Source organism: Dietzia sp. (genome assembly GCF_036741115.1).
Classification (GTDB): domain Bacteria; phylum Actinomycetota; class Actinomycetes; order Mycobacteriales; family Mycobacteriaceae; genus Dietzia.
The window spans coordinates 1-12,489 of record NZ_DAINST010000028.1; the positions used below are offsets into that span (position 1 = coordinate 1).

Genomic DNA, 12,489 nt, shown 5'->3' on the forward strand with positions numbered 1-12,489 from the left:
CGCCGCCGCGGCCACGCACGGCGTGCGGGTCACCGGCGTCACCATCAGCGAGGAGCAGCAACGCTTCGCCCGCGACCGCGCGGAGCGTGAGGGCGTCGCGGACCTCGTCGAGTTCCGGGTCGAGGACTACCGCGAGCTCGCGGCCGAGCGGGGCGCTTTCGACGCCGTGGTCTCCCTCGAGATGGGGGAGTACGTCGGCGACGCCCGCTACCCGCTCTACGCGCGCACCCTCCACGACTGCGTCCGCCCCGGTGGCCGCGTCCTCGTCCAGCAGATGTCGCGCACCGGGCGTCATCCCGGGGGCGGGCCCTTTATCGAGAGGTTCATCGCGCCCGATATGTCCATGCGCCCCGCCGGGCGGACCCTCGACCTCCTCACGACGTCGGGGCTCGAGCCGCTTCGCGTGCGCTCGATGCGCGAGCATCATGCGTGGACCGCCGCGCAATGGCGCCGCCGTTTCCTCGCCGCGCGGGGCGAGGTCGTCGCCCGCTGGGGCGAGGAGATGGCCCGCGTGTGGGCCCTCTATTTCCCGGCGGGACGCGCTCGTTCGCCGAGGGCCGCGTGGGCGTCGAGCAGTTCGTGCTGCGCCGACCGGAGCAGGGATTCGCCCTATGACGTCGCTCGCCACCTTCGCCCTCGTCTACCTCGTGACCTTCCTCGCGCTGTTGGCGCTGCAGCTCGCCACGTTTGCCGTGGGCCGCCGCATCGGCCGCTTCAACGTCGTCGACGTCTCGTGGGGCGTGGGCTTCGCGCTTTCCGCCGGCCTCCTGCTGGTACTGCGGCTCGCGGGGTTCGGGTCCGCGGCGTCCCCCGACGCGGTCGCCGTGGCTATCGCCGTCGCCGCCGTCCTATGGGGCACGCGCCACTCGATCCACGTGGGGCGGAAGCCCGCGGGCAAGGGGGAGGACCCGCGGTACGTGGACATGCTCGAGCGTTCGGGCGGTTACCGCGCGGGCGGCTCCCTGCGCTCGGTCGTGGTAATCCGCAAGGTCTTCCTCCTCCAGTCCGCGGCCCAATGGTTCGTCTCTCTCCCGCTGCAGGCGCTCGTAGTCGGCGGGCGCCCGTCCGGGGCGGCGGCGCCGGTCGCCGTCCTCGGCCTCGCGTTGTGGGTGGCCGGCTTCGTCGTGGAGGCCGTCGGGGACGCCCAACTCGAGGCGTTCAAGCGCGACCCGCACAGGCCGAAGATCATGGACCGGGGGCTCTGGGCGTGGACCAGGCACCCGAATTACTTCGGGGACGCGTGCGTGTGGTGGGGGCTGTGGCTCGCCGCCGCGGCCACCGGGCCTGCGGCGTGGACCTTCGCGGCGCCCCTCGCCATGACCTACCTGCTCGTCTGGGGCTCCGGGGCGCGCCTGCTGGAGAAGACGATGTCGAAGCGGGAGGGCTAGGACGACTACGCGCGGCGGACGTCGTTCTTTGTGCCGCTCCCGCCCAAGCGCGCCGGACAATCCTTGGCGCAGCGTCGAACCGTCGCGGGCGAGTCGGGTAAGGGCTAGGGTTCGGGCATGAGTACCCCCTCGATGTCCAGGACATGTGCAGCGCTCGCGGCCTCTCTCGCGCTGGCCTCGGTCGCCGTGGTCGCGCCCGCCACTGCATCCGCCCAATCCGGAGACCCCACCAACGGCGGACGCATCGCCAGTGGCTCGTCGGGATTGAGGTATCCGCCCGACGTGCAGCTCGGCTCGATCGGCGGGCCCGAGCTCACGTCCGTCGGGGAGATCGACCTCGACCGGTACGCGGGCGAGTGGTTCCAGGTCGCCGCCGTCCCCCAGCCCTTCACGCTCCAGTGCGCGAGCGACACAAAGGCCAGGTACGGGGTGCTCTCCCCGACATCGGTCTCGGTGGAAAACTCGTGCCGCACCGCGTGGGGCGCCGAGTCCGGGATCAGCGGGAAGGCCGAGGTCGTCGACCCCTCGGACCCGGCGTCCCTCCACGTCGCCTTCGACGGCGTGCCGTTCCAGGGAGGCGACAGCACGGCGAACTACCGGGTCACCTACCTCGCCGACGACTACTCGTTGGCCATCGTCGGCGACCCGGCGCGCACGTCGGGCTTCGTGCTCAGCAGGACTCCGGATCTCTCCGCGGACGCCTGGGACCTTGTCGAACGCACCGTGTCCGACCGCGGCTGGTGGCCGTGCGCGTTTATCACGACCCCGCAGGCGGGCGGCCGCGGCGACGCCGTCCCCCTCTGCCCCTCGTCCTCCTGACCGGGCGGCGCCCGACGCCTAGAACCAGCGGATGACGTCGTCGTAAAGTGCGAGCGCCTCGCGGCGGGCCTCGGCGTGGTCGATGATCGGGGCCGGGTACTCGCCGTGCTGTCTTAGCGGGGCCGGTGGACTGCGGCGCCCTCGATATCGCGGAGCTCGGGCACCCACCGCCGCACGTAGTCGCCCTCGGGGTCGAAACGCTTGCCCTGGGTCACGGGGTTGAACACGCGGAAGTACGGCGCCGCATCGGTGCCGGTACCCGCCGTCCACTGCCAGCCGTGCTGGTTGGAAGCGAGGTCTCCGTCGACGAGGTGGTCCATGAAGTGCCGGGCTCCGCGCCGCCAGTGCACCCGGAGGTCCTTGGTGAGGAACGAGGCGACAACCAAACGCAGGCGGTTGTACATCCAGCCCTCCGCGAGGAGCTGGCGTATCCCGGCGTCCACGATGGGGTACCCCGTCTGCCCGTCCCGCCACGCCGCGAACGCCCCGTCTGCCGAGCCGCCGTCGGCCCACGGGAAGCGCTCCCACCGGGCGTCGATGTTCTCGCGCGCACTGGCCGGCTGGTGGTGCAGGACGTCGGCGTAGAACTCGCGCCACGCGAGTTCGGAAGCGAAGGTGTCGCGGCTGTGTCGGCGAGGGCGGTGTCGAGCCCGCTCGTGGGGCCGAACGCGGCTAGGTCGGCGAGCATCGTGCGGGGGTGGATCGTGCCGAACTTGAGCTGCGCGCCGAGCCTGCTCGTCGCGTCGAGGTCGAGCCGGTCGCGCCGTTCCGCGTAGCCCTCGAGCCCTTCGTTGAGGAACTCCTGCCACCGGGCGCGCGCCGCGGCCTCGCCGACCTTGAGCGGCGCCTTGCCCTCCCCGAGGAGGGAGCACAGTGTTTCCCGCAGCGCCACCCCGGGGTCGGTTCGCTTGCTCGACCCGGCCGGCTCGGTCGTCTCTATCGACCAGGTCGACCCGGTCGACCCGCCGACAGCGGCGGGATCGAGCCAGTCCGCGCTCTCGCGCCCCGATACGGACGGCGCGGGCCAGCGGGACTGCTGCACGCATAGGTGACATCTTGACCTGCCCAGTGGTTTGGTTTCCACTTGAGGTCTTTGGTCGAAGGTCTTCATGGAAGGCTCACGACAATCCCACGCCCTTACGCGTCTGAGTTCCGCCACCGTGCTATCACTCTCGTGGGCGAGGGCCGCCAAGCCGAGCACGTAGTTCACGACCTTGGCATCGCCGAGGCCACGATTCACAACTGGCGATGCCAGGACGATATCGATCACGGACGCCGGCCCGGCCTCGCCAGCGGCGAGGCCGCGCAGCTCCGGGCAGCACGCAGATGAATCCGACAACTCGAGCAAGAGATCGCGATCCTACGACGCGCGGCAACATGGCTTGATGAGGAGGGAGGAGTCACCCCAAAAGGGCGCATCCGGTGATCGACCGCTTGGCCTGAGCCGGGGCGCCTGTTCAGGTCTGCTGCCGCTTGATGGGCGTTTCCCGACAGGCCTACTACCGATACCGTAAGCGTCCCACCAGCGCCACGGACCTGCGCCGCCGCTGGCTGACCAGCTTGATCCGCGAGATCCACGTGGCATCCCGCGGCACGTACGGCTACCGCCGCATCCACGCCGAGCTCACCATCGGCATGGGCATCCCTGTTCGAGCCGGCTCATCACCGTCCTGATGACTCGTGCGGGAATCGGAGGCCTTCGCGGGCCCGCCCGTATCAAACGCCTCAAGAGTGTCGCCACGGCCGATCCACGATGCAGATCGAGCTGCTGAACCGGAAAAGGTGGAAGACCCGAACGGAGCTGGCGAACGCGATATTCGAATACATCGAAGTGTTCTACAACCGTCGTCGTCGGCACTCTTCCCTGGAGTACGCGACACCCAACGACCACGACCTCGCCCGCAGCCCGCGCCACGGCCGGAAACTAAAAACCGAGAGTGGAAACCGAGCCATAGGGCACGTCAAAGTGTCACGTACTCGTGCAGCAGTCCCTTCCGCCACGAGGACACGTCGAATTTCCACTCCCGAAGCACCCCCGATGGCGAGGAGATGAAACTGCCCCGGACCTTCGAATGGGCGGTAAATGACGAGCAGGGGCAACCACTCGTCCACATCCGGGCCGTCGCGTGCGACGACTATGAATATGGATTGGCGGCAGGTTTTGCGGGCAGCTTCGACTACGAAGGAAGCTATCGAAACGAACCCATCTGCGGCGGCGGATACATCGAATGGATCGATCGCCGCTGAACAGTGCCCCGAAGTCGGCCCCTAGCTCAGGGAGAGGAGGTTGGGCAGCGTCTCGGCAGCGTTTGCGACACTGCCGACGAATGCGTCGACGGGATTGTCCGGCTCGGGAGCGACGGTGTCGAAAGATGCCGAGGTGTTGAAGAAACTGGTGAGCGCCTCGCTCGGATTGGCGATGCTCGCAACGATGTAGTCCACGGCGGGATCCTTTCTCGAAGAGTCAGGTGTGCTTAGTGCGGAGATCGGCAAAATGCCGAGATCAGCCGAATCGGAGGCAGAACGGGAGCGGCTCGAGCGGAAGAGCCATCCGCAATGCCGCGCATCCGAGGTACCCAGGTACTGCGACAGAGAGTGCCATCGCGACGTCGGCCGCTCCGGTGACCGGGGTGATGATCGAGTCTTGGATGCTTCCCTGGATTTGGGCGGGATCGATGGGCTGGGCGCCGGCGGGAGCGGCGGAGAACACGGTCGCCGTGGCGACGGTTCCGAGGGCGACGGCGAGCTTGCGGGACGCGGGCATGGGGATCCTGTTCGTCGGGCGTCGGGAGCCGGAAGACGACTCTTGGGTTACATCGTCGGGCCGCGGTCGGTTGTTACGACCGTATATATCGTTCTCGTGCACCCGCGTGGCAATTACGCCGGTCTCGCGCCCGGCACGAACGGACAAACGCCGATCGCTCGGTGGCTCAATACTTGCTCCATGACCACAGAAAATCCGGGCTCGTCCACCCGGCCCACCGTCCGAGTCACCGGCATGTTCGTCTCCCTCGACGGCTACGCCGCCGGCAACTTCGTCGCGATCGAGCAGCCATTCGGTGAGGCCATCGCCCTCACCACCGGCTTCGACGGCCGTGCGATCCACGGCATCGACAAGGTTCCCGACCTCACCTTCGACAACGCGATGACCAGCCTCTGGGGCCAGGGGATCGGCGTGGAGATCATGGGCCGCGGCAAGTTCGGACCACAGACCGGGCCGTGGACCGAGGACGGGTGGCGCGGCTGGTGGGGCGAGGAACCGCCGTTCGAGACCCCGGTCATCGTGCTCACGCACCATGAGCGCGAGCCCATCGAGTTCGAGAACGGCACAGCGTTCCACTTCCTCGACGCAACGCCGGCCGAGGCGCTCGCCCGTGCCGCGGAACTCGCCCCCGGCACCGACGTGCGGATCGGCGGCGGGCCGACGTCGGTGCGGCAGTTCCTCGAAGCCGACCTCATCGACACGATGCATCTCGTGATCGTCCCCGTGACCATCGGCACCGGGAAGCGCCTGCTCGACGGCGACATCGCGCCGGTCGAGCGATTCGAGATCGACGCCGTTACCATGCCCAGCGGCCGTACTCACCAGCTGTGGCGGACGAAGCCGCGCGGGTAGCCCGGGGCCCGAGACGGAGCCGGGCCCAACCGCGACATAACCGTGATCTGAAATGCGTTATGCAACTCCACGTCAGCAGCGATGACACAGGTGGATCCATCAGGAAACCCGCCGCATCGACTACCCCGCCCACCCCGAAGCGGGTCGTCATCTGGGGAAACGGGTCGTCGGCTCGATGATCATCGAGCCAAAATCCTCGACAACCCGGCCTTCGAGCGGGTCGGCGTCGGGGTGAGCTGTCCGGACAAGGTCGGGCGCGACTCCGGGGAGCTCGTCGGCGCCCGCCGCGCCGGCGTCACGTGCACGGATGACGTCGACTGCCTCATCGCCGCGCGGCCCGGCGCCCTCGTCCACTTCGGCCCCTCGGCGGCCCACGCCGACGACAATATCGCGCTCATATCCGCGTTCCTCCGCGCCGGGATCGACGTGTGCTCGACGCCGATGACCCCGTGGGTCTGGCCCCACGCCCAAGCCACCCCGCGCGAGTGGGTCGAGCCCATCGAGGAGGCGTGCCGCGAGGGCGGTGCCTCGTGCTTCACCACCGGCATCGATCCCGGGTTCGCCAACGACCTCCTGCCGATCACGCTCATGGGAGTCGCAGGCCGCGTCGACACCGTCCGGGCGAGTGAGCTCCTCGACTACACCGCGTACGAGAGCGACTATGAACACGAGATGGGGATAGGCTGGCCTCCCGAGTTCTCGCCAATCCTCGAGATCCCCGAGGTGCTCATAATGGCGTGGGGCGGCACGATCCCGATGATCGCCCACTCGGTCGGTATCGAACTCGATTCGCTTCGTACCGAATGGGAGAAATGGTTGACGCCGGAGGCCAGGAATTCGGCCAAGGGCAAGATCGCCGCCGGACACGTCGCCGCGGTGCGCTTCCCGATCCACGGGGTCTACCAGGGGCGCGATCCACTGAACCTCGGCCAAAAGGGGAGCTGGTTCCAGGGCCCCCTGGCCTCGGCGGTCGGACTGGTCGGACGGGCCGGGAATTGTCGCGGCGCACTCACAGGAATCTCGAAAGGTTCTCGGAGCCGAGGGGTTCATTCTCGGGACCATGAGCAGCACAGTCTTCCACGCCACCCTCGCCCGGCGCGCGCCCTCGGCAGCCGCAGACAACGCCCCCGACCGCCGAGATCCCGCCCGGCGCAACCCGGCCCACGCTCGGCACGCCGCAGCCGCCCGCGCCCTCGCGCTGTATTCCGCCGCGGCGCTCGTCGCGGGCACGCTCCTCTGCATTCTCGCCACGCCGTTGGTCGGCGAGATGTACGCGCGCCTGCTCGCCGGAGGCATTATCGCGTTCGCCGTCGCCGTCGTGGCCTATTGCGACGAAACCGTCCGTCGGGTATTCCACTCCACCTGGTGACGGCGCACCCCGCGCCCGCCGCGCCGAAAAAGCTGCTGAGTGTGTGGATGAAGAAAAACTCGCCGTACGCCGTCAACCAGCGGTTTAGGAAGAAAGACGTGTGCGGTGCCTTTGAATAGCAGGTGAATCCGAAACAAGGCGTCTCGACCCGTTGTTGCGGAGAATGTGCGGGCATATCGTGGCTCAAGGCCCGGCGAAACCGCTGGTCCGCTCGACGAGATAAAGGAGTCGACGATGGCAGTTGATTGGATCGACGACGTCAAGAAGTACGCGCCCAAGGCTGACGACGCCGTGCTCGAGAAAATGCTCAAGACCTACAAGCTCGCACTGAGCAAGCCCGATGCCGCGTACGTGTCGTTCTCCGACCCGGCCGAGCTCAAGACCGTGCGCGAGAACTTCCTCAAGAAGAAGCTCGGGCTCACCGAATCCGACGACAAGCTCGACGCCTCGATCGAGGCGGTCGGCGAGAAGATGAAGGACGGCGGGAAGAACGGCCGCCTTGCCGTGTATTACCTCCTCGCCGAGAAGTACAACAAGCTCGACGTCTTCAAGTAGGGCGGGGGCGGCGACGCCGCGCGCGAGGCCGCGCCGCGACGACGAGAGGAAGGATCCTCACCGAGGCGGCGCGGCCTCGAACCATTTCTACGCTGGTCCCGCCGTGGCTACGCTGACTCCATGAGCACCTGGGACCGTATCTTCTCCGACGAGCGCACCATGCTCGAGGCGTTCCTCGACGAGCATCGCCGCGACGCATAGGGGATCCTCGACGGGCTCGACGACGAAAAGGTCCGCGTGCGCCTCATCGCCTCGGACACGACGCTCCTCGGGCTGATCAAGCACAGCACCTTCGTGGAGAGGGTGTGGTTCGGCGAGGCCATCGGGGGCGTGGACCGGGTCGAGCTCGATATCGCCGTCGAAAAGCGCGAACTTGGACACGTCGACGCCCTCGAGGCTGCCCTCGACGTACCACGCCCACTGCATGGGGTGCAGGGACTTGAGCGTCGCGAGTTCCTTGCGATGCGCGAGCATCTTCGCGTTGCCGAAGAGCGCCTGGCGCGGTTCGTTCTCGCCCTCGATCGGCGTGGACGAGCCGAGAATCATCCGCGGATCCTGCACGTGCAGGTGGTCGAAACTGCAGAAGTCGACGTCGTCGGGGGTGAGACCGACCTTCGCCAGCGCCGTGTCGGGCTCGTCGTAGTACTTGAGCACGAATTTCTCGACGAGCTTCTCGCCGGGGGTTCTGTCGATCATCTTCTGCAGGTTGTCGTAGAACGCCGCCTCGGCGGAGCCCTCGGGCATCGTCGGCTCGAACACGAGCGTGCGCGTAGTGCCGTTCCGGTCCTCGTACTGCACGACGACCATGCGGTTGATCATTGTGATGAGCGGGATATAGGGCGGGCGCACGGCGCCGTTGAACGCGTAATTGACCGGGTACGGAGCGCCGGCGACGTCCACCGACTTCACCCCGGTAACGGTGCCCTGCTCCTTGAAACGCCTCTTGTACTTCTCGGCGGCCTCGCGCACCGCGGCGAGGCGCTTGCCGCGCGGCCACACGTCGTGGACCCCGTCGAACTCGGGGATCGCGCGGGCGCCGATCTCCTCGAGGGTGCTGGACTGGCTGGTCCCGGCGGCGTCGGCCGAGTCGGTGGCCTTCGGGGTCTCGTCGATCTGGGTCACGGTGTTTTTCTTCGTGCACCGACGGGCGGCGCGGTTGCTCCCCCTCGATTGTGGCCGAAGTCTCGGGCGCGGACCAGTCGATGCGCGGCGGTTCTCTCGCACGACGGCTGCCCGCTTCGCCGCTCGTCGCCCGCGAGGGCGCTTTTGGTGAAAATCGCACGAAAAGCGCGCCGGTGTCTTCTATTGGATTCATGGATCAGATCGCTCGGACGTCACCCATCATCTTCGAACGCGCCAAGCTCGGGCCCCTCGAGCTGCGCAACCGCACGATCAAGGCGGCGACGTTCGAGGGGAGGGCGCCGCGTGGGGTGGTCACCGACGAGCTCATCGAATTCCACCGAGAGGTCGCCGCGGGCGGTGTCGGCATGACGACCGTCGCGTACCTCGCCTCGTCTCCCGAGGGCCGCACCGATCGTCACCAGATCCACCTCCGCTCGGACGCCGTGGCGGGACTGCGCAAGCTCACCGATGCCGTCCACGCCGAGGGCGCGGCCGTTGCGGCGCAGATCGGTCACGCGGGGCCCGTGGCCAACGCGGCATCTAACCGCGCCCCCGCGCTGGCCCCGAGCGCGCAGCTCAGCCCGCTGAGCATGCGGATCACGCGAAAGGCCTCCGCGAAGGACCTGCGACGGATCGTCGCCGATCACGCGCGAGGAGCACGGTTCGCCATCGACTCGGGCTTCGATTCCGTCGAGGTCCACCTCGGGCACAACTATCTCGCGAGCTCGTTCCTCAGCCCGGCGATCAACAAGCGCACGGACTCCTACGGCGGATCGCTCGAGAACCGCGCCCGGTTCGCGCGGGAGATCCTCCGCGCAGTCCGCGACGAGGTCGGTTCCGAGATCGCCGTGACGGCCAAGCTCAACATGGACGACGGTGTCCGCGGCGGGCTGTGGCTCGACGAATCCCTGCAGGTGGCGAAATGGATCGAAGACGATGCCGCCCTCGACGCCCTCGAGCTGACCTGCGGCAGCTCGCTGAAGAACCCGCTGTACCTGTTCCGCGGCGACGCGCCGCTCGACGATTTCGCGGCGACGATGCCGCAGCCGCAGCGCGCCGGTCTGCACGCCGTGGGCCGCCACTTCTTCAAGGAGTACCCGTACTCGCCGCTCTACCTGCTCGACTCCGCGCGCCAGTTCCGCGCCGAACTCGAAATGCCGCTGATCCTCCTCGGCGGGATCGGCGACTACGACTCGATGTCCACGGCGATGGACGAGGGTTTCGAGTTCGTCGCCATGGCGAGGGCGCTGCTCCGCGAGCCGAACCTGGTCCGCCGTATCGAGGCCGATCACGAGCGCCGCTCACTGTGCATCCACTGCAATCGATGCATGCCGACGATCTACTCGGGCACGCGCTGCGTCCTCGTCGCGGACCCGGCCTGATCAGCCCGGCAGTCGGCCGGGAGGCCGCCGGGAGATAGCCTGCAGTCGGACGGTGGGCCGGCCCCGTGACACCGCCGGCACCCGGCCACGCGCTACTCCGCCCGGCCCGGGTCCTGCAGGGCGCTGCGCTCGGTATCGGTGCCAGTGAGCCGGCCGACCTGGCCCATCCCGTGATAGATGACGAGCGCCGCGACGGTGCCCAGGGCGATGCCGGTGAACGCGAAATCGCCGATCTGCCAGTGGAGATCCGCGATGGCCACGACCAGCGCGACGCCCGCCGTCATCTGGTTCTTGGGTGAGGAGAAGTCGACGCGGCCGTCCACCCACATGCGGAAGCCGACGATCGCGATGAGCCCGTAGAGCACGAACGTGACACCGCCGAGCACGCCCGCGGGGATCGTGTTGATGAGCGCGCCGACCTTCGGGGAGAGCGAAAGCAGGATCGCCACGAAGGCGGCGACCCAGTAGGCGGCGGTCGAGTACACGCGCGTGGCGCTCATGACCCCGATGTTCTCGCCGTAGGTGGTGGTCGGGGAGCCGCCGAAGCACGCGGAGAGCGTCGTGGCGAAGCCGTCGGCGAAGAGCGTGCGGCCGACGAGGGGGCGGAGATCGCGGCCGGTCATGGTGCCCACGGAGGTCACGTGGCCGACGTTTTCGGCGAGGAGAACGACAATGACCGGTAGGAAGATGGGGATGAGTCCGATACTGAATTCCGGGTGGTGGAATTCCGGGAGGCCCAGCCACGCGGCCTCGCGGACGGGCGCGAAATCGACCTCGCCGCGCAGCGCCGCGACCGCGTAGCCGACGACCACGCCGACGAGCACCGAAATGCGGCCGAGCATCCCGGAGAACAGGGCAGTACACGCGATGACGGCGAACAGAGTGATCGCTGCCGTGACCGGCGCCTTCGAGAAGTTGTTCTGATACGCCGTGGGGACCAGGTTGAGCCCGATGAGGGCGACGATCGAGCCCATCACCACCGGCGGCATGAGGCGGCCGATCCACTCGGTGCCGATCTTCTGCACGAGGAGGCCGAGTAGCGCGAGGAGCACGCCGGTGACGAGCACGCCGCCGAGCGCAGCCTCCATCGAATCGGACTGCGTCGACGCCGTGATCGGCGCGATAAACGCGAACGAGGAACCGAGGTAGCTCGGCATCCGGTTCCGCGTTATGAGAAGGAACGCGATGGTCCCGATTCCGGAGAACAGCAGCGTGGTCGACGGCGGGAAGCCGGTGATGACGGGGACGAGGAACGTCGCCCCGAACATCGCGACGACGTGCTGCGCCCCGATGCCGATGGTGAGTGGCCAGGCGAGGCGCTCGTCCGGGGCGACGATCGCGTCGGGCGCGACCGTGCGGCCGTTCCCGTGCAAGGTCCACAGGGATAGGGGTGCGGAACGGCGGGGCATGGCGGCTCCTGGGGCTAGGGACTCTCGGCGCGGGTGCGTCCTTGGAATTCCGTTAAAAGGTAGCCGATCCACTCAGTGGTCGAGCGCTTGCTGCCAGAAGTCCGCTTCGAGGCGGGTCGCGGTTCGGAAGATGTCGGTGAGCTCGTCGATGCGGCGTTGCGGGAGCGGGCCGCCGGCGAGGGCGTCGATGTGCGCGGCGGAGTCGCGAGCCAGCGATTGGTAGGTCTCGCCCGCGTATTCGGAGATCCACTCGCCGTAGGGGTGTGTTCCGAGGTCCTCGGATCGTTCGGCGACCTCGGCGGCGAGGCGGGCGCCGATCTCCGCGTAGCCGATCACACACGGGGCGAGCGCGACCTCGAGGTCGAGGAGGTCGCCGGACATGCCGCAGTCGAGCACGTAGCGGGTGTACGCGACGGTCGCCTGCTTCTCGGGTAGCGCCTCGAGCTCGGCTGCCGAGACGCCCCAGCGCTCCGCGAGCCGGACGTGGAGCTCGGTTTCGCTGAGGATCGCCCCGAGGCCCTCGGCGTGGGCCCGGATATCGGCTATCGAGCGACTCTTGAATGCCGCGAGCGCGTGGGCGCGCGCGAACTGGATGAGGAAGAGGTAGTCCTGCGCGAGGTAGTCGCGGAACGCCTCCTGGGGAAGCGAGCCGGCGCCGAGAGCGCGGACGAACTCGTGCTCCGCGTACGCAGTCCATTCGGCGGCGCACGAGTCGCGGAGGCGTGCGTAGAGCGTGGCGGCGTCGGTCGAGGCGGTGGCGTCCGTCGTCATGCCAGAAGACTACCGGGGGCGGGGAGGGGCCTGATCCCCTGGTCGCCCCGCTCTCAAA

12 protein-coding genes and 4 pseudogenes are annotated in these 12,489 nt (G+C 68.2%); 11 read left to right on the top strand and 5 right to left on the bottom strand.

All coding sequences use genetic code 11. The features are described from left to right. Positions 1–22: 22 nt before the first annotated feature. From V7E05_RS14295 to V7E05_RS06200, 3 genes and pseudogenes are all read left to right on the top strand, one after another. Positions 23–478 (top strand): annotated as a pseudogene (locus tag V7E05_RS14295) (SAM-dependent methyltransferase); the annotation flags it as partial. Positions 479–611: 133 nt separating this feature from the next. Beyond that, entirely contained in the window at positions 612–1,388 is a 777-nt protein-coding gene (locus V7E05_RS06195) for a DUF1295 domain-containing protein (protein WP_333618805.1), read from the top strand. 117 nt (positions 1,389–1,505) lie between these two features. Continuing rightward, positions 1,506–2,207 carry a lipocalin family protein gene (locus V7E05_RS06200; RefSeq protein WP_333618806.1) on the top strand — a complete coding sequence of 234 codons (702 nt, stop codon included), beginning with the start codon at positions 1,506–1,508 and terminating at the stop codon, positions 2,205–2,207. Positions 2,208–2,320: 113 nt separating this feature from the next. Here V7E05_RS06200 and V7E05_RS06205 read toward each other — a convergent pair whose 3' ends face one another. Then, complete coding sequence (locus V7E05_RS06205; protein WP_333618807.1) at positions 2,321–3,262, bottom strand: FAD-binding domain-containing protein; 942 nt, start codon at positions 3,260–3,262, stop codon at positions 2,321–2,323. Between the two features lie 71 nt (positions 3,263–3,333). On the opposite strand from V7E05_RS06205, the pseudogene V7E05_RS06210 reads away from it, so the two are divergent. Beyond that, positions 3,334–4,119, top strand: a pseudogene (locus V7E05_RS06210) (IS3 family transposase); the annotation flags it as partial. After that, positions 4,029–4,454, top strand: a complete 426-nt coding sequence (locus tag V7E05_RS06215) for a DUF6670 family protein (RefSeq protein WP_333618829.1) — start codon at positions 4,029–4,031, stop codon at positions 4,452–4,454. The pseudogene V7E05_RS06210 and the gene V7E05_RS06215, both read left to right, overlap by 91 nt. Before the next feature lie 21 nt (positions 4,455–4,475). On the opposite strand, the gene V7E05_RS06220 is transcribed toward V7E05_RS06215, so the two are convergent. After that, on the bottom strand, positions 4,476–4,649 hold the full coding sequence (locus V7E05_RS06220; protein ID WP_333618808.1) for a hypothetical protein: 174 nt from the start codon (positions 4,647–4,649) through the stop codon (positions 4,476–4,478). Positions 4,650–4,710: 61 nt separating this feature from the next. After that, complete coding sequence (locus tag V7E05_RS06225) at positions 4,711–4,971, bottom strand: hypothetical protein (RefSeq protein ID WP_333618809.1); 261 nt, start codon at positions 4,969–4,971, stop codon at positions 4,711–4,713. 180 nt (positions 4,972–5,151) lie between these two features. On the opposite strand from V7E05_RS06225, the gene V7E05_RS06230 reads away from it, so the two are divergent. The 6 genes and pseudogenes from V7E05_RS06230 (at position 5,152) to V7E05_RS06260 (ending at position 10,251) form a co-directional block, all read left to right on the top strand. Further along, positions 5,152–5,823: a dihydrofolate reductase family protein gene (locus tag V7E05_RS06230; protein ID WP_333618810.1), complete on the top strand. Its 672-nt coding sequence runs from the start codon at positions 5,152–5,154 to the stop codon at positions 5,821–5,823. A 98-nt stretch (positions 5,824–5,921) separates the two neighbouring features. Next, positions 5,922–6,750: pseudogene (locus V7E05_RS14300) on the top strand (dihydrodipicolinate reductase); the annotation flags it as partial. Positions 6,751–6,883: 133 nt separating this feature from the next. Then, positions 6,884–7,192 carry a hypothetical protein gene (locus tag V7E05_RS06245; RefSeq protein WP_333618831.1) on the top strand — a complete coding sequence of 103 codons (309 nt, stop codon included), beginning with the start codon at positions 6,884–6,886 and terminating at the stop codon, positions 7,190–7,192. Between the two features lie 234 nt (positions 7,193–7,426). Continuing rightward, complete coding sequence (locus V7E05_RS06250) at positions 7,427–7,747, top strand: DUF2853 family protein (RefSeq protein WP_333618812.1); 321 nt, start codon at positions 7,427–7,429, stop codon at positions 7,745–7,747. Positions 7,748–7,984: 237 nt separating this feature from the next. Further along, positions 7,985–8,047, top strand: a pseudogene (locus tag V7E05_RS06255) (hypothetical protein); the annotation flags it as partial. Between the two features lie 1,013 nt (positions 8,048–9,060). Further along, a complete protein-coding gene (locus V7E05_RS06260; protein ID WP_333618813.1) occupies positions 9,061–10,251 on the top strand; it encodes an NADH:flavin oxidoreductase in 1,191 nt (396 codons plus the stop codon). Between the two features lie 92 nt (positions 10,252–10,343). Here V7E05_RS06260 and V7E05_RS06265 read toward each other — a convergent pair whose 3' ends face one another. Together V7E05_RS06265 and V7E05_RS06270 are read right to left on the bottom strand one after the other, a co-directional pair. Continuing rightward, the gene (locus tag V7E05_RS06265; protein ID WP_333618814.1) at positions 10,344–11,660 is read right to left on the bottom strand and encodes a uracil-xanthine permease family protein; all 1,317 of its coding nucleotides are present in this window, start codon (positions 11,658–11,660) and stop codon (positions 10,344–10,346) included. Positions 11,661–11,732: 72 nt separating this feature from the next. Then, the gene (locus V7E05_RS06270) at positions 11,733–12,431 is read right to left on the bottom strand and encodes a TenA family protein (protein WP_333618815.1); all 699 of its coding nucleotides are present in this window, start codon (positions 12,429–12,431) and stop codon (positions 11,733–11,735) included. Positions 12,432–12,489 lie beyond the last annotated feature (58 nt).

Bases quoted from the DNA above. Each gene is read 5' to 3' on its own strand.
- V7E05_RS06195 (WP_333618805.1), top strand. From the start codon at position 612: ATGACGTCGCTCGCCACCTTCGCCCTCGTCTACCTCGTGACCTTCCTC.
- V7E05_RS06250 (WP_333618812.1), top strand. From the start codon at position 7,427: ATGGCAGTTGATTGGATCGACGACGTCAAGAAGTACGCGCCCAAGGCT.
- V7E05_RS06260 (WP_333618813.1), top strand. From the start codon at position 9,061: ATGGATCAGATCGCTCGGACGTCACCCATCATCTTCGAACGCGCCAAG.
- V7E05_RS06200 (WP_333618806.1), top strand. From the start codon at position 1,506: ATGAGTACCCCCTCGATGTCCAGGACATGTGCAGCGCTCGCGGCCTCT.
- V7E05_RS06270 (WP_333618815.1), bottom strand. From the start codon at position 12,431: ATGACGACGGACGCCACCGCCTCGACCGACGCCGCCACGCTCTACGCA.
- V7E05_RS06230 (WP_333618810.1), top strand. From the start codon at position 5,152: ATGACCACAGAAAATCCGGGCTCGTCCACCCGGCCCACCGTCCGAGTC.
- V7E05_RS06265 (WP_333618814.1), bottom strand. From the start codon at position 11,660: ATGCCCCGCCGTTCCGCACCCCTATCCCTGTGGACCTTGCACGGGAAC.
- V7E05_RS06245 (WP_333618831.1), top strand. From the start codon at position 6,884: ATGAGCAGCACAGTCTTCCACGCCACCCTCGCCCGGCGCGCGCCCTCG.
- V7E05_RS06205 (WP_333618807.1), bottom strand. From the start codon at position 3,262: ATGTCACCTATGCGTGCAGCAGTCCCGCTGGCCCGCGCCGTCCGTATC.
- V7E05_RS06225 (WP_333618809.1), bottom strand. From the start codon at position 4,971: ATGCCCGCGTCCCGCAAGCTCGCCGTCGCCCTCGGAACCGTCGCCACG.